The following is a 14,889-nucleotide window of genomic DNA, read 5'->3' as shown; positions in this document are numbered from 1 at the left end:
CTGCTTTCTTTGCTTACTTTCTTTGCAGCAGCAAAGAAAGTGAGTCCCGCCCCGGACAGGGGCAGAGCAAATAAACCAAAACCAATACAAGTTCCATAGAAGCCCAAGCGCATCAAACGGTGTAAACAGCACACCACCGCCCCCAAGCGCCAGCGACCCATCCCCAACCCCGAATTAACCCCAAATTCACCCCTTTCTCCCCCGATTGCGCAAGCGCCACCATCCCGATAATGGCTGCATCGCGCCTTGCATACCCGCTCGCGAGAGCGGCCCCACCGCCAGGTCACGAAAACCTCAACTTTCCGCGCACGCGGCCGATATACCGAGCAGTTCTCGTCAAGCGGCGGCCAAGCGACGCCGCCTCACCAGGATTCACGCATGTCCAACAACATCTTCAGTATCGGCGTCAGCGGTCTTAACGCAGCCCAGTGGGGACTGACGACGACGGGACAGAACATCAGCAACGCCTCCACGCCCGGATATTCGCTCGAAAAGGTCGAGTATCAGGAAGCGTCCGGCCAGTACACGAACGCGGGCTATCTCGGCAACGGCGTGCAGAGCGTCACCGTCAGCCGTTCCTACAGCCAGTACCTGACGACGCAACTGAACAACACCCAGTCGACCAGCAGCGCGGCCAACACCTACTACACGCTGATCTCGCAGTTGAACAACCTCGTCGGCGACCCGACGAAGGGCATCGGCGCCGGCATCAGCAGCTTTTTCTCCGGCATGCAATCGGTCGCGAACGCGGCGGGCACCACGTCCGCGCGACAAGTGCTCGTCAGCAGCGCGCAGACCCTCGCCGACCAGATCACCACCGCCGGCAGCCAGTACGACCAGTTGCGCCAGAGCGTCAACACGCAACTGACGAGCGCCGTCACGCAGATCAACAGCTACACGCAACAGATCGCGGACCTGAACAAGCAGATCAACATCGCGAGCGCGCAGGGCCAGCCGCCCAACCAGCTCCTCGACCAGCGCGATCTCGCGGTGCAGAACCTCAGCTCGATGGTCGGCGTGCAGGTCATGCAGACGGACGGCAACTACAACGTGTTCATCGGCAACGGGCAACCGCTCGTGGTCGGCGGCACGCAATACGGCTTGCAGGCGGTCACGTCGGCGTCCGATCCGAGCGAACTCTCGATCGCGTTCAAGAGCGCCAACGGCGCGACCCAGACGCCCGCGCAGATCAACTACATCCCGGATTCGGCGCTGTCGGGCGGCACCGTCGGCGGCCTGCTCAATTTCCGCAGCCAGACGCTCGACCCGGCGCAGGCGCAACTCGGCGCGATCGCGACCAGCTTTGCCGCCCAACTGAACCAGCAGAACGCGCTCGGCATCGACCTGAACGGCAATCCCGGCGGCGCGCTGTTCTCCGCCGGCAGCCCGACGACCTACGCGAACGTGCGCAACACGGGCAACGCGACAGTCGGCGTCACGTTCGCCGATCCGACCCAGCCCTCGACAGGCGACTACACGCTTTCGTTCGACGGCTCGAAGTACACGCTGTCGGACCGCGCGAGCGGCAAGGCGATCGACAGCTTCGACGCCCCCGCGACGAGCGGCACGCTGGGCGGGCTCAACATCACGGTGTCGGGCGCGATGAACGCCGGCGACTCGTTCACGATCCAGCCGACCCGCGCCGCGCTCGACGGCTTCGCGCTGTCGAACACGAATCCGGCGGCGATCGCGGCGGCGTCGCCCGTCCTCACCACGGCGGCGACGGCCAACGCGGGCAGCGCGTCGATTTCGTCCGCGACGGTGACGCCGGGTTACAGCGCGAGCGCGATCAGCCTCACGTATGACGCGACGAAGGGCGGCTTCACCTCGAACGTCGATGTGACGCTCGCCGATTCCTCCGTCGTGACGGCCGGCCAGACGATTCCGTACGACGCCTCGAAGGGGCTCACCGTCACGTCGAACGGCGTCTCGGCGACCATCAGCGGCGCGCCGTCGGACAAGGACGAGTTCGACATCACGCCGAACAAGGGCGGCACGAGCGACGGCAGCAACGCGCTAGCGATGGCGAACCTGGTGTCGGCGAAGAGCATGAACAGCGGCACCGACACGCTCACGAGTTCGTACGCGAACTACGTCAACCAGATCGGCAACGACACGAACCAGATGAAGAGCGCGAGCACGTCGCAGACGGCGCTGCTCACCCAGGTGACCACGGCGCAGCAGTCGGTATCGGGCGTGAACCTGAACGAAGAAGCGGCGAACCTGATGCAGTACCAGCAGCTCTATCAGGCGAACAGCAAGGTGATCCAGACGGCGTCGACGCTTTTCCAGACGCTGCTTGGCATCTTCAACTGAGGGATAACGCGATGCGCATTTCCAGCTCCCAGTATTTCAGCATGAACGTCCAGACGATGAGCGACCAGCAGGCCACGCTCGCGTCGATGTACCAGCAGATTTCTTCCGGCACCCGGCTGCTCACGGCGTCCGACGATCCGCTCGGCGCCGCGCAGGCGGTGCAGCTCAGCATGAAGGGCGCGGCGCTCACGCAGTACGCGACGAACCAGGGTGCGGCGCTTTCGTCGCTGCAGCAGGAAGACTCGACGCTGAGCAGCGTGAACAGCGTCATGCAGAGCATCCAGACGCAGGTCGTGCGCGCGGGGGATGCGTCGCTGAACGACGCCGACCGCACCTCGATCGCCAACACGATCAAGGGCTATCGTGACCAGCTGATGAGTCTCGCGAATACCACCGATGGCAGCGGCAACTACATTTTCTCGGGCTTCAAGACCGGCGCGGTGCCCTTCACGAACAATGCCTCGGGCATTGGCGCGACGTATTCGGGCGACCTCGGGCAGCGGCAGGTGCAGTTGAGCGACAGCCGCACGGTGAACGTCGGCGACACGGGGCCGGCGATCTTCCAGAGCATTTCGCCGGCGCAGAGCGACCCGGTTGCCGCGGCCGGTTCCGGCAACCAGGGATCGGGCACGATCAGCACGGTGAGCGTGACGGACCCGTCGAACGCGGGCAACGCCAACGTTTATACGATTGCGTTCGCGGTTTCGCCATCGGACGGGAGCACGACTTATACGGTCACGCCGACCGACGACGGCTCGCCGCCGACGCCGGTCGCCTATACGGGCAAGACGGCCATTACCGTGGGCGGCGAGCAGGTGACGCTCGACGGCGCGCCGGCCGATGGCGACAGCTTCACGGTGGGGCCGGCGGCGTCGGCGGGAACCGACATCTTCACGACGCTCGACAACCTGGTGAGCGCGCTGAAGCAGCCGACCGACTCGGCGGGTCAGAAGGCGGCGTTGACGAACGCGTTGAGCACGGCGTCGACGAAGATCGGGAATACGTTCAACAACGTGCTGGCGGCGCAGGCGACGGTGGGCGGACGCGAGCAGGAAGTGACGGCGACGCAGAGCGCGATGCAGACCACGACGGCGCAGAACGCGAGCGATCTTTCGAACTTGACGAGTATCGATCTCGTTAGCTCGATCAGCCAGTATGAGCTCACGCAGAACGCGCTGCAGGGCGCGCAGATGGCGTTCTCGCAGATCCAGAAGATGTCGTTGTTCGACTACATCGGGAGTTGATGCTGCGTTTGCACTTCGCATGGGGGTGTTGTTTTACACCGTTTGATGCGCTTGGGCTTCTATGGAACTTGTTTTCTTATTGGTTTATTTGCTCTGCCCCTGTCCGGGGCGGGACTCACTTTCTTTGCTGCTGCAAAGAAAGTAAGCAAAGAAAGCAGCTTCCCACCGCCAATTCTTGCCAGTCGCCGCCAGACTGTTCCTTCGGAGTGGTCCAACCGGGGGAGTGTCGTTAGCGGGGTTTCATCGTTGTTGGCATGTAGAAGAGGTACGGGCGTTGCACCGCAATACAGAGTGGATCAGCAGTCATACATCCGGCCTCGCGCTACGCGCTCACCCGTCAGGCATAACCAACACCCATCGCTATCGCTATCGCTATCGCTATATCACCGTCCTACGTTCGTGCTTGCTGCATGCTTTAATTCACCACCGCTAGCAGACCTGTCGTCGGGCACGAAGTGCCAGGACGGATGTATGACTGCTGATCCACTCCCTATCGCGGTGCGACGTGCGCGCCTTTTCTACATGCCAACAACGATGAAACCCCGCTAACGACACTCCCCCGGTTGGACCACTCCGAAGGAACAGTCTGGCGGCGACTGGCAAGAATTGGCGGTGGGAAGCTGCTTTCTTTGCTTACTTTCTTTGCAGCAGCAAAGAAAGTGAGTCCCGCCCCGGACAGGGGCAGAGCCAATAAACCAATAAGAAAACAAGTTCCATAGAAGCCTGGGCGCATCAAACGGTGTAACCCCAACCCAACCCAACCCCAACCCCAAGCGCCAGCGATCTACATCACTTCGATGCCCACGCCGTGAAGCGCTGTTCCAGTTCGTCGCCGTGATCCGTCCAGAACGCCATGTCCTGCAGCACCGCGTTCTTCGCGTTGGCCGGCGAGTTCGGCATGTTGTCCTGGGTCTTCGCGTCGAGCGACTTGATCGCCGCCTTGTTCACCGGGCCATACGCGATGTTCTGCGCATAGACCTGCTGCGGCTTGTCCGACACAGAATACGCGATGAACTTCGTCGCCAGGTCCTTGTTCGGCGAGCCCTTCGGGATCGCCCAGTAGTCGAGGTCGTAGATGCTGCCGTTCCACACGACCTTCAGGTTCTTGCCTTCCTTCTGCGCGGCGTCGATCCGGCCGTTGTAGGCCGTCGACATCACCACGTCGCCCGCGACGAGAAACTGCGGCGGCTGCGCGCCCGCTTCCCACCACTGGATGTTCGGCTTCAGTTCGTCGAGTTTCTTGAACGCGCGGTCGGCACCGGCTTTCGTGCCGAGCACCTTGTAGACGTCCTTCGGCGCGACGCCGTCGGCCATCAGCGCGAATTCGAGGTTGTAGCGCGCGCCCTTCCTCATGCCGCGCTTGCCGGGGAATTTCTTCACGTCCCAGAAATCGGCCCAGCCGGCGGGCGCGGATTTCAGCTTGTCGGCGTTGTAGGCGAGGGCGGTGGACCACACGAAGAAGCCGACGCCGCACGTGGCCGGCGATTCCGGCACGAGGTCGGATTTCTTCGCTATCTTCGACCAGTCGAGCTTCTCGTAAAGGCCCTCGTCGCAGCCGCGGCCGAGATCGCCGGATTCGACTTCGACAACGTCCCAGTTCACATGCTTCGCTTCGACCATCGCCTTCACCTTGGCCTGCTCGCCGTTGTACTCGACGGCCGTCACCTTGGTGCCCGATTCCTTCTCGAACGGCTGGTTGAACGCCACTTTCTGCGCGTTGCCGTTCGCGCCGCCGAAATTGACGACGGTCAGCTCGGCGGCCATTGCGCCCGATGCGCACACGAGCGCAGCCGCAGCCGCGATGGAACACATTGCGAACTTCTTCATGATCTGGTTTCCTCTTCTGCTTGCTGTTATGAACTGGACTGCTGGTGGGAACCGTTCTCAGGCGGCCGTGTCAGGCGCCGCTGTCAGGCGAATACGCGCAGGTGCTCCGGCGCGAATTCGAGCGCGATGGGCGCACCCGGCGCGAAGGCATCGAGCGCTTCGGTGCCGAGCGGCACCTTGACGAAGCATTCGTCCTGGTCGCGCACGCCGCAGCGCATGCGCACGTGATCGCCGAAATAGATGAGGCTTTTCGCTTCGCCCGGGAGCGCGTTCGCGCCCGGCCGGTGCGCGCCGGCGGAGAGCTTCATGCGCTCGGGCCGGATGCACGCGATGGCTTGCGCGCCCGGCTGCGCTTTCGCGACGTTCAGCCCGGAGACACGCGTGCCGTCGGCGAGCCGGATATCGCAGAAATCGCCCTGCGTCTCTTCGATCGTGCCGCGCAGCTTGTTGCTGTCGCCGATGAAGTTCGCGACGAACTCGTTGCACGGCGCTTCGTAAAGATGATCGACGGTGTCGAGTTGCTGGACGATGCCCTTGTCGAACACCGCGACGCGGTCGGACATCGTGAGCGCCTCGCCCTGGTCGTGCGTCACGTAGACGAAGGTCACGCCGAGCTTTTCATGCAGCGATTTCAGCTCGTACTGCATGTGCTCGCGCAACTGCTTGTCGAGGGCGCCGAGCGGCTCGTCCATCAGCACCAGCTTCGGTTCGAACACGAGCGCGCGGGCCAGCGCGATGCGCTGTTGCTGGCCGCCGGAAAGCTGCGCGGGATAGCGCTTCGCGAAGCTCTCCATGCGCACCATCTTGAGCGCGTTGTGCGTGCGCTCGGCGCGTTCGGCGGCGGACATCTTGCGCACCGTCAGCGGATATTCGACGTTTTGCTGCACCGACAGGTGGGGAAAGAGCGCGTAGTTCTGGAACACCATGCCGATGTCGCGCTTGTGCGGCGGCACCTTGTTGAGCAGCTTGCCGTCGAGCCAGATCTCGCCGCCGGTCGGGAATTCGAAGCCCGCCAGCATCATGAGACAGGTGGTCTTGCCTGAACCGGACGGCCCCAGCAGCGTGAGGAATTCGCCCTGGTAGATGTCGAGATCGAGTCCCTTGACGACGAGCGTCTCGCCGTCATAGGTCTTGCGAACACCGCGAAAGCTGACGATCACCTGATCGGATTTCATCGTCCGTGTCTCCTTCGATTCCGTTATTGCCTGCGGCCGGGACGCTGGCCGCGTCGCGCCGGAAATTTTTTCCACTGAGCGGGATAACTATAGCCCGGTACGGTTCTACAATGTGGAGCCATTTCAATATTCGCAGTGGAACCACTTCAAATGGGTCCATTCACGCCGGCCAGGGAACCGCTTGGACACGATCATCCTCTCCGACTGGCTGCACGCCCGGCTCGACCGCGCACACGCCGAGCCGATGTACCGCCAGGTGCTGGACCTGATGCAACAGGCCATTCTGACCGGCCAGCTTGCGCCCGGCACCAAGCTGCCGAGTTCGCGCACGCTCGCATCCGACCTCGAGATTGCGCGCAATACCGTGCTGCATGTCTACGACCAGCTCACGGCGGAGGGCTACGTGATTTCGTCGACGGGAAGCGGCACGTATGTCGCCGACACGCGGCCGCAGGAAGCCACGCCGGCCGCCGGCGGCATCGGTCCGCGCAAGCCCTGCGCGCTCTCGCGGCGCGGCGCGCGGCTGATCGAGCAGGCCGGCGTTTCGCCGAAACAGTGGGGCGCGTTCATGCCGGGCGTGCCGGACGTCGCCGAGTTTCCCGCGCGCACCTGGAGCCGCTTGCAGGCGCGGCTCTGGAAGCGCGCCAGTCCGGAGTTGCTGACCTACGCGCCGGGCGGCGGCTATCGGCCGTTGCGGCGCGCGTTGTCGGATTATCTGCGCGTCGCGCGCTCGGTGAAATGCTCGCCGGACCAGATCATCATCACGACGGGCATCCATCAGTCGATCGACCTTGCCGTGCGCCTGCTCACCGATTTCGGCGACCGCGCGTGGGTCGAGGAACCGTGCTACTGGGGCGTGCGGAGCGTGTTGCAGTCGTCGGGACTGACACTCGTGCCGATTCCCGTCGACGGCGAAGGGCTCAATCCGCTCGAACGCGACATGCAGCAGCCGCCGCGGCTCGCGCTCGTCACGCCGTCGCATCAATATCCGCTCGGGATGGTGATGAGCCTCGCGCGCCGCCGGACGCTGCTCGAATTCGCGCGCCAGCATGACGTCTGGATCATCGAAGACGACTACGACAGCGAATTCCGCTATGGCAGCCGGCCGCTTGCGTCGCTGCAGGGACTCGATGAAGCCGGGCAGGTGATCTACGTCGGCAGTCTCGGGAAGATGCTGTTTCCGGGCTTGCGGATGGGCTACATGGTCGTGCCGGAACAACTCGTCGATACGTTTCGCATGGGCATCGCCGAGCTTTATCGCGAAGGGCAACTGATGCAGCAGGCCGTGCTGACCGAGTTCATCATGGACGGCTATCTGACCTCGCACGTGCGCCGCATGAGGACGCTCTACGGCGAGCGGCGGCAACTGCTGATCGATGCGATCACCGCGCATTTCGGCGATACGCTCGCCGTGCGGGGCGACGAAGCCGGCTTGCATCTCGTGCTCGAATTGCCCGACGGCACCGACGATTGCGCGGTCGCGGCCGCCGCGCTCGATGCCGGCGTGGTCACGCGGCCACTCGTGAACTACTACATGGATCAGGCATCGGCCCAGCCGGGGTTGATGCTCGGTTATGCGTGCGTGCCGAACGAGCAGATCGGGCCGGCGTTCAACACGCTTGCGCGCGTGATCGAAAGGTCGATGGACGTTTCGCGACATGCGAGTGTTGCCACGCGCCGTAAGACTTCGTAAGCCTCACTTACACATTCTCACGTCAATGGCCGAGGCCAGCGCGTAGAGTCTCGTCGACCGATTCGTCCCCAAGCTGATGCGGGACGAACCTTTTTATCGGCGATCTTGAACGTGCACGAGGGAACTATGAAGAAGATGCGAATCATGGCTGCGCTGGCTTGCGCAAGTTTGAGTCTTGCAACGGGCGCGGCGTTCGCGCAGCAGATGCATGGCGCGCCGGAAGGATATGGCGGCCCGGGCCATCAGCCGTACGCGAATAACGACGTCCCGCCGGGGCATCCGGGCGCGATGCCCGACCAGCATCGCGACGACCATCACGACATGGGCCGCCCGCCGATGCACGCCGACGCCGGTCCCGGCCATCCCGACTGGCACAAGGGCGATCGCCTGTCGGGCGATTATCACAACCGCCAGTATGTCGTCGACGACTGGCGCGGCTATGGCCTGCATCAGCCTCCGCATGGCTATCACTGGGTGGGCGTAGGCGCCGATTATTTGCTTGTCGCGGCGTCGTCGGGCTTGATCGCGCAGGTCGTGCTCGCTCGATAAGCAGCGCAATCTCGGCAAACTGCAGCAACGCTTCAGCACCGGCTTCGCGCCGGTGCTTTTTTATTTGCGCGGCGTGCTCATCGCCCGCACGATCCGCGCAAGCGACTTCAACGCGACAGCCGGCGATTCCTCGAACTGCGCCGCGACGATCGCGCCGTCCACCGCCATCGCGAGCGCCTGAGCGTCCGCGCGGGCGGAGCGCGACGCGGGCAGCAGCTTGCGGATCGCATCGGTCATGTCGCGCTTGTGGCGGCGCGAGACCTCGACGGCGTCCGCATGCGTGCCGCCGACTTCCACCACGGAATTGATGAACGCGCAGCCGCGATACGCATCGCTTTCGAACCACTCGGCGAGCGCGGGGATGAGCGCCGGCAAATCTGCGCCGTGACGCTGGAGCGCGTCGTTGAACCAGTTCATCCAGTTTCGATGCCGGTATTCGAGAAACGCGACGATCAGATCGTCCTTGCTCGGAAAGTACCGATAGAACGTCTTCTTCGCGACCCCCGATTCCGCGATCACGCGATCGATGCCCGTCGCGCGGATGCCGTCGCGATAAAACAGATCGTGCGCGGTGAGCAGAATGCGCTCGGATGGCGCGAGTTCGGAGAGTTCAGTGAGAGCGGTGGAGTTCATGGAATGAGATTGTAGACAGGTCTGTCTCCCTGCGCTAGAGTGCGTCGGTAGACGAACCTGTCTGCCTTCTTCCTTTTCTTTTCAGTCAGCCCTGCAAAAAGGACATGCCGTGGAAACCAAACCGCCGTTCCCGCCATTCGATCTCGAATCCGCCACGCTGAAAGTTCGCCTCGCCGAGGACGGCTGGAATACCCGTGAGCCGCAGCGCGTCGCGCTGGCCTATAGCGAGGACACGCGCTGGCGCAATCGCGCGGAGTTCGTCAACGGCCGCGCGGCCGTCGAGGCGTTTCTTCAGCGTAAATGGGTGCGGGAACTCGATTACCGTCTGATCAAGGAACTGTGGGCGTTCACCGGCTCGCGCATCGCGGTGCGTTTCGCGTACGAATGGCACGACGATTCAGGCCATTGGTATCGGAGCTATGGCAACGAAAACTGGGAATTCAACGAAGCGGGACTCATGGTGCATCGGCACGCGAGCATCAACGACTTGCCGATCAAGGAGTCCGAGCGGAAATATCACTGGCCGCTCGGACGCCGGCCGGACGATCATCCGGGCCTGAGCGACCTGGGATTGTGATTCGAACGATTGGTCGAAACTTGAACCGTGCGCTTACTTTTTCAGCTTGTGGCGCAACGTGTCGGCGGCGGCGCCGACTTTCGACTGCACTTTGCCGGTGAGCTTTTCGGCGGCGCCGTGCATTTGCGTGGCGCGATCGCCGGTGATCTTTCCGACGGCCTGCCTGATCGACCCCTTCACCTGCTTGGCCGCGCCTTCGATCCGGTTCCTGTCCATGTTTTCCTCCTGACAACTTGATTGGGAACATCAGGAAAGGTCGCATCAAGCGTGCCCGCGGGCGCCCCGATCAATAAGTGTTCCGTCGCCTGCGGAACGCCCACCATCCCGCCAGCACGGTGAAAGTCGCGACGATCAGCACCATCAGCCAGAACCCGTGATGATTTTCGGCGAAAGGAATCCCGCCGACGTTCATGCCGAAGAATCCCGCGACGATATTGATTGGCAGCGCAAGTACGGTGACGAGCGTCAGCGTGAAGAGCGTGCGGTTGCTTTGCTCGTCCATGCGCGTGGCGATTTCTTCCTGCAGCAACTTGATCCGTTCGATGAGTCCCGCCAGATCGCCGAGCACGAGCGAAAACTCTTCGGTTGCGTCGCGCAGGTCCTGGACGTCGTGCAGTTGCAGCCAGCGCGGCGGCCGGGCGAGCAGCCGGAACACCGACCCCGGCTCCGGCGCGAGCAGGCGCTGCAATCGCACGAGCACGCGGCGCATCGCGCCGAGGTCGGAGCGGTTCGGCGAGGCGCGCATCGAGAGAAAGCGGTCCTCCATGCTGTCGACTTCGACGTTCGTGCGCCGCACGATCTGCACGAGCAGGTCGGCCTGATCGCGCAGCAGATGGATGAGCAACGTGGCCGGCGAGCGGAACACTTCGCCGCGCCGCACCGATTCGCGCAGCGTGTCGACCGAGCGCAGCGGCTTGAGGCGCGCTGTCACGAGCAGTTTCTGGTGCGTGTAGACCCACAGTGTCGCGATTTCCGCGGGCGTGAGTTCGAAATTGAACATCACGTCGTTGATGACTGCGAGCAGCGCGCCCTCCTCATGCTCGATGCGCGTGGAATGCGAACCGTCGCGCAGCGTGTCGAAGAAGGCGTCGGGCAGGTCGAGCCGCGAGCGCATCCAGCGCTCGCTCGAACTGTTCGCCAGGTCGAAGTGCAGCCAGAGGAATTCCTTCGCCGTGTCCTGCCGCGCCATCCATTCGACGACGCCGTTGGAATCGATCGGCACGCCGGCTTCATCTGCGACGAAGCGAAAGCCGCAGACGAGACCGGAAAAGTCGGAGCCATAGGGCGCTGTCTGGATCGTGGCGGTTTTCATGCGAGGATTCACTGGCGAGTCGTGGTGCGGTTCGGGAAGCTTTCAGTACGATAGTTTGCCACCTGATTTGCCGCGCTTCGGACTTCATCGCTGTGCATGCCGGGGAAATCGGGCATATTGAAGCGCCAATATGACTGTCATATTTACCCGTTACGATTAGCGCGACGACCGGGCATCCTGCCGCGAGCGGTTGCCCAACACGGAGGATCACGGTGGACATTCAGGACGAAAGCGATCAACCCACGCAGACGAGCGCGGCCGGACTGATGCGGCTTGCATCGACGATCGGCGAATTGCTTCGCGAGCAAGCCATCGACAGCCGGTTCGGCGCGAAACTGTACAAACGCCTTGAAAAAGAGGCGAAACGCGTGGCCGAAAAGGGGCCGGCGCCGCTCGGAAAGGCCCAGAAAGCCGCGCTGAAGGAGTCGATCGACGCGCTCGAACACGCGCTCGTGCAACGCGATGCCGATTTGCTCGTGCAGGCCAATGCCCGCCTGCGCGAAAGCGAAGCGGCGACGGCCGCCAAGCCGCATAAGGCAAAAAAGGACGAAACCTGAACGCTTCGTCCGGAATCGGTAAGGTCGTCTCCGGGCGCGAAACCTGCTGAGTGACGTTCAGACGAATATTCCGAGCGTGACATGCATTCAGCCGTTCAGCCCTCCTGCGTCCTCTGGACCGATCGAAGTGTCGACGTCGATGTGCAACGATGGCGAATCCTCGTCGTCGACGATAACGAAGCGAGCGCCGAAGGCCTCGCCGCTGCTCTTGCCGCCGATGGCCTCGACACGCGCTACGTGTTGAGCGGCGTCGACGCGCTGCACGTAATCGACGGCTGGGTGCCGCATGTCGTCGTTCTCGATATCAGCATGCCGGAGCACGACGGTTTTGCGACCGCGCGCGTGCTCAGGCGCATCTCGCCGACGCGCGACGCCGGCATCATCGCGTTTACCGCGCTCGGCGAGGATTACGTGCGCACGAAGGGCGTGCGCGCTGGCTTCGACGGCTACTGCCAGAAGGGCAACGCACCGCATGCGCTGGTTCGTCTGATCAAGCGTCTCGTGCATTGACTTGAGCGCCATGAAAATCGCGGGCGCACGAAAAAGTTGCGCCGCGATTGTTCCGCCCCCGTAAATCCCACCTTTTGCTCGATGCCCGCCAAGCCTTGCGGGGCGGGCTTTTGCGCCCGTTTCCGCAAGACCCGCGTGCCAACTATTGTTGGTCAATCTCGAAAAGTGAATTGAAATTTATGGGGATAAAAATCCGATAGTAGGGGTATACACTCCATTCCATCGACGTAGCACACAGTTTCTAGCAAGACTGCTGCGGCGCTTCTGAAACGAACGTCAAATGCCTTTGGAGAACACCACCATGAAACGCAATCTTCTCGCTACCTTGCTGCTCGCCGCTTCCGCCACGCTGGCTGCACCGGCTTTCGCCAGCGGTTACGGCCCGGCTCCTTTCTACCGTCCGGCCGTTGGCGCACCGGCATCGCAACAAGGCCAGAGCGCGCAAACCATCGCTGCCGAACAAGCCGCGAACGGTACGGATGCCCGCGCTTACGGCGGTTCGCGTGACACGCTGGCCCAATCGGGCAGCCGTGCGCAGACGAGCGACACGAACTCGGTTTACTTCGGTCACTGATCGAAGCGGCAGGCGGCCGGTTATCCACCGGTCGCGAGTGCTTCGCAGGAACGAAACAAACCGACGCCCGGTGCTGCAGACTCAAAAGGTCCGCGAGCACCGGGCGTTGGCGCATTTGAGCTTTGGTTTGCCACCGCCTCCGATCAAGTGCCGTAAAGCGCCTCGCGCATGACCGACGCCAGTTCAGCCGCGACGAACTTCGACACATAGGCGTTCGCGCCGACCCTGCGCACATGCTGCTCGTTCGCCGACCCCGAAAGCGACGAGTGAATCACGACCGGAATCGACTGGAGTCCCGCGTCCGCCTTGATGCGGCGCGTGAGCGTGAAGCCGTCCATCTCCGGCATTTCGAGGTCGGTCAGGACGAGCGCGATCTGGTCGGCGATATCGGTGCCGTCGGCTTGCGCCTTTTTCTGCGCGCTTTGCAGCACATTCCACGCTTCCTGGCCGGTCTTCGTCATCACGAACGGCACGCCCATCGCCGTCAGGCTTTGCTCGATCAGGCTGCGTGCGACGCCCGAATCGTCGGCGGCGAGCACCCTGGCGCCCGGCTTCAGCTTCACGCGGCCGGTGCTTGCCTCGGTGATCTCGGCATCCCGCGATGGCAGCACGTCCCGCACGATCCGCTCGACGTCGAGCACCTGCGCGAGCCGCGAACCGTCCACGTTGCCGTCAAGGCGCGCGAAACTCGTCACGGTCCGGCCGCTCGAATGCGATTCCGCCGACAACACCTGGTTCCATTCCAGCCGCGCGATATCGTCGACTTCCTCGACGGCGAAGCCTTGCGTCGTGCGCGCGAATTCGGTAACGAGCAAAATCTTCGGCCCATGCTTCGGACGGCAACCGGTGACTTTCGCCAGATCGATGACCGGGATGATCTGGCCGCGAATGTCCGCGACGCCGAGAATTTCCGGTTTCGCGCCCGCGACGGCCGTGATGGCCGGCATCGCGAGAATTTCACGGACCTTGAATACATTGATGCCGTAGAGTTCCCGCTGCGCCGAATCCGGGGCTTCGCCCAGGCGGAACAGCAGCAACTCGAACATATTGTTGCCGGCGAGCCGGACCCGCTGCTCGATATCGTGCTGTGAACTGCTCACTCTTTTCCCCTGATCGTCGCCTGGAACCGCTGGTGGCGTCGTTGTTGCGTCACTTGACGTTGCCCGCTTCCAGGCGCTGATTTCTGATTAGCGGCAATCTTCTGCGAAACTGAAGGTATCTTGAGCGGGCGATGAGGGGCGCGGCTTCGTGCATAGTGGGTGGCGGCGCACATCGGGACGTGTCTCTGAACTATACTTTTTGAATAGTCGGGGTAATCAGAGCGTAATTGCCGGGCATGCCGGCTGCCACATGCCGCGACGAGCAGCGACGATCCCGGACAAGAAAGAAGGCGCGCATCGGCCGATGCGCGTCGTGCGGTCAAACGGAGGCGTTCGATGGCAACTGTCGCACAGGTTCTGAATTCGAAGCCCGAACAAACGGTCTATACGATTGCCGCGACGGCATCGGTGTTCGACGCGATCAAGTTGATGGCCGAGAAGCATATCGGCGCGGTCGTGGTCACGGAGGGCGACGAGATCGTCGGCATCATGACGGAGCGCGACTACGCCCGAAAAGTCGTGCTGATGGACCGCGCGTCGAAGCAGACGCCGGTGCGCGACATCATGACCGCGCAGGTGCGCTACGTGCGCCTCGACCAGACCACCGACGACTGCATGGCCCTCATGACCGACAAGCGCATGCGCCATTTGCCGGTGATCGACGGCGGCAAGCTGGTCGGAATGATTTCAATCGGCGACCTGGTGAAGAACATCATTTCGGAGCAGCAATTCACCATTCAGCAGCTTGAGTTTTATATTCGGGGTGAGCACACGTGAGGCCGGGTGCGCCCGGGTTCATGAACGTTGAGACAGTCGCCGATA

The 14,889-nt window shown here is 62.8% G+C and carries 15 protein-coding genes; 9 read left to right on the top strand and 6 right to left on the bottom strand.

The features are described from left to right. The first annotated feature begins 378 nt into the window (after positions 1-378). Both flgK and flgL read left to right on the top strand, forming a co-directional pair. On the top strand, positions 379-2,316 hold the full coding sequence (gene flgK / locus AWB68_RS20635; RefSeq protein ID WP_087646208.1) for a flagellar hook-associated protein FlgK: 1,938 nt from the start codon (positions 379-381) through the stop codon (positions 2,314-2,316). An 11-nt stretch (positions 2,317-2,327) separates the two neighbouring features. After that, the gene (gene flgL / locus AWB68_RS20630) at positions 2,328-3,560 is read left to right on the top strand and encodes a flagellar hook-associated protein FlgL (RefSeq protein WP_087646207.1); all 1,233 of its coding nucleotides are present in this window, start codon (positions 2,328-2,330) and stop codon (positions 3,558-3,560) included. 789 nt (positions 3,561-4,349) lie between these two features. On the opposite strand, the gene AWB68_RS20615 is transcribed toward flgL, so the two are convergent. Then, positions 4,350-5,387: an ABC transporter substrate-binding protein gene (locus tag AWB68_RS20615; protein ID WP_087646204.1), complete on the bottom strand. Its 1,038-nt coding sequence runs from the start codon at positions 5,385-5,387 to the stop codon at positions 4,350-4,352. An 83-nt stretch (positions 5,388-5,470) separates the two neighbouring features. Next, a complete protein-coding gene (locus AWB68_RS20610; RefSeq protein WP_087646203.1) occupies positions 5,471-6,562 on the bottom strand; it encodes an ABC transporter ATP-binding protein in 1,092 nt (363 codons plus the stop codon). Between the two features lie 181 nt (positions 6,563-6,743). Between AWB68_RS20610 and pdxR the strand changes: the two genes are divergently transcribed. Both pdxR and AWB68_RS20600 read left to right on the top strand, forming a co-directional pair. Next, positions 6,744-8,255 (top strand): MocR-like pyridoxine biosynthesis transcription factor PdxR, encoded by a 1,512-nt coding sequence (gene pdxR, locus AWB68_RS20605; protein ID WP_087646202.1) that lies wholly within the window; start codon positions 6,744-6,746, stop codon positions 8,253-8,255. Positions 8,256-8,381: 126 nt separating this feature from the next. After that, positions 8,382-8,804, top strand: a complete 423-nt coding sequence (locus tag AWB68_RS20600) for an RcnB family protein (RefSeq protein ID WP_087646201.1) — start codon at positions 8,382-8,384, stop codon at positions 8,802-8,804. Positions 8,805-8,864: 60 nt separating this feature from the next. Here AWB68_RS20600 and AWB68_RS20595 read toward each other — a convergent pair whose 3' ends face one another. Continuing rightward, positions 8,865-9,437, bottom strand: coding sequence for a TetR/AcrR family transcriptional regulator (locus AWB68_RS20595; protein WP_087646200.1), 573 nt, complete (start codon positions 9,435-9,437; stop codon positions 8,865-8,867). Between the two features lie 109 nt (positions 9,438-9,546). Between AWB68_RS20595 and AWB68_RS20590 the strand changes: the two genes are divergently transcribed. Continuing rightward, positions 9,547-10,014 carry a nuclear transport factor 2 family protein gene (locus AWB68_RS20590; RefSeq protein WP_087646199.1) on the top strand — a complete coding sequence of 156 codons (468 nt, stop codon included), beginning with the start codon at positions 9,547-9,549 and terminating at the stop codon, positions 10,012-10,014. A 33-nt stretch (positions 10,015-10,047) separates the two neighbouring features. Here AWB68_RS20590 and AWB68_RS20585 read toward each other — a convergent pair whose 3' ends face one another. Both AWB68_RS20585 and AWB68_RS20580 read right to left on the bottom strand, forming a co-directional pair. Next, positions 10,048-10,230, bottom strand: coding sequence for a CsbD family protein (locus tag AWB68_RS20585; RefSeq protein WP_087646198.1), 183 nt, complete (start codon positions 10,228-10,230; stop codon positions 10,048-10,050). 70 nt (positions 10,231-10,300) lie between these two features. Then, positions 10,301-11,326: a transporter gene (locus AWB68_RS20580; protein ID WP_087646197.1), complete on the bottom strand. Its 1,026-nt coding sequence runs from the start codon at positions 11,324-11,326 to the stop codon at positions 10,301-10,303. 212 nt (positions 11,327-11,538) lie between these two features. On the opposite strand from AWB68_RS20580, the gene AWB68_RS20575 reads away from it, so the two are divergent. The 3 genes from AWB68_RS20575 (at position 11,539) to AWB68_RS20565 (ending at position 12,967) form a co-directional block, all read left to right on the top strand. Then, positions 11,539-11,883: a hypothetical protein gene (locus AWB68_RS20575; RefSeq protein WP_087646196.1), complete on the top strand. Its 345-nt coding sequence runs from the start codon at positions 11,539-11,541 to the stop codon at positions 11,881-11,883. A gap of 81 nt (positions 11,884-11,964) precedes the next feature. Beyond that, the gene (locus AWB68_RS20570; protein ID WP_087646195.1) at positions 11,965-12,393 is read left to right on the top strand and encodes a response regulator; all 429 of its coding nucleotides are present in this window, start codon (positions 11,965-11,967) and stop codon (positions 12,391-12,393) included. A gap of 301 nt (positions 12,394-12,694) precedes the next feature. After that, positions 12,695-12,967, top strand: coding sequence for a hypothetical protein (locus tag AWB68_RS20565; protein WP_087646210.1), 273 nt, complete (start codon positions 12,695-12,697; stop codon positions 12,965-12,967). Between the two features lie 143 nt (positions 12,968-13,110). Here the strand turns inward: AWB68_RS20565 and AWB68_RS20560 are convergent, their stop codons facing one another. Next, positions 13,111-14,067, bottom strand: a complete 957-nt coding sequence (locus AWB68_RS20560) for a chemotaxis protein (RefSeq protein ID WP_087646194.1) — start codon at positions 14,065-14,067, stop codon at positions 13,111-13,113. 336 nt (positions 14,068-14,403) lie between these two features. On the opposite strand from AWB68_RS20560, the gene AWB68_RS20555 reads away from it, so the two are divergent. Next, positions 14,404-14,844, top strand: coding sequence for a CBS domain-containing protein (locus tag AWB68_RS20555; protein WP_087646193.1), 441 nt, complete (start codon positions 14,404-14,406; stop codon positions 14,842-14,844). Positions 14,845-14,889 lie beyond the last annotated feature (45 nt).

This window comes from Caballeronia choica, assembly GCF_001544535.1.
GTDB lineage: Bacteria > Pseudomonadota > Gammaproteobacteria > Burkholderiales > Burkholderiaceae > Caballeronia > Caballeronia choica.
This window is presented reverse-complemented; position numbering and strand designations above follow the sequence as displayed.

Coding starts and splice junctions, on each gene's coding strand:
- AWB68_RS20585 (WP_087646198.1), bottom strand. CDS start 10,230: ATGGACAGGAACCGGATCGAAGGCGCGGCCAAGCAGGTGAAGGGGTCG.
- flgK (WP_087646208.1), top strand. CDS start 379: ATGTCCAACAACATCTTCAGTATCGGCGTCAGCGGTCTTAACGCAGCC.
- AWB68_RS20615 (WP_087646204.1), bottom strand. CDS start 5,387: ATGAAGAAGTTCGCAATGTGTTCCATCGCGGCTGCGGCTGCGCTCGTG.
- AWB68_RS20610 (WP_087646203.1), bottom strand. CDS start 6,562: ATGAAATCCGATCAGGTGATCGTCAGCTTTCGCGGTGTTCGCAAGACC.
- AWB68_RS20600 (WP_087646201.1), top strand. CDS start 8,382: ATGAAGAAGATGCGAATCATGGCTGCGCTGGCTTGCGCAAGTTTGAGT.
- AWB68_RS20580 (WP_087646197.1), bottom strand. CDS start 11,326: ATGAAAACCGCCACGATCCAGACAGCGCCCTATGGCTCCGACTTTTCC.
- AWB68_RS20565 (WP_087646210.1), top strand. CDS start 12,695: ATGAAACGCAATCTTCTCGCTACCTTGCTGCTCGCCGCTTCCGCCACG.
- AWB68_RS20555 (WP_087646193.1), top strand. CDS start 14,404: ATGGCAACTGTCGCACAGGTTCTGAATTCGAAGCCCGAACAAACGGTC.
- AWB68_RS20595 (WP_087646200.1), bottom strand. CDS start 9,437: ATGAACTCCACCGCTCTCACTGAACTCTCCGAACTCGCGCCATCCGAG.
- flgL (WP_087646207.1), top strand. CDS start 2,328: ATGCGCATTTCCAGCTCCCAGTATTTCAGCATGAACGTCCAGACGATG.
- AWB68_RS20570 (WP_087646195.1), top strand. CDS start 11,965: ATGCATTCAGCCGTTCAGCCCTCCTGCGTCCTCTGGACCGATCGAAGT.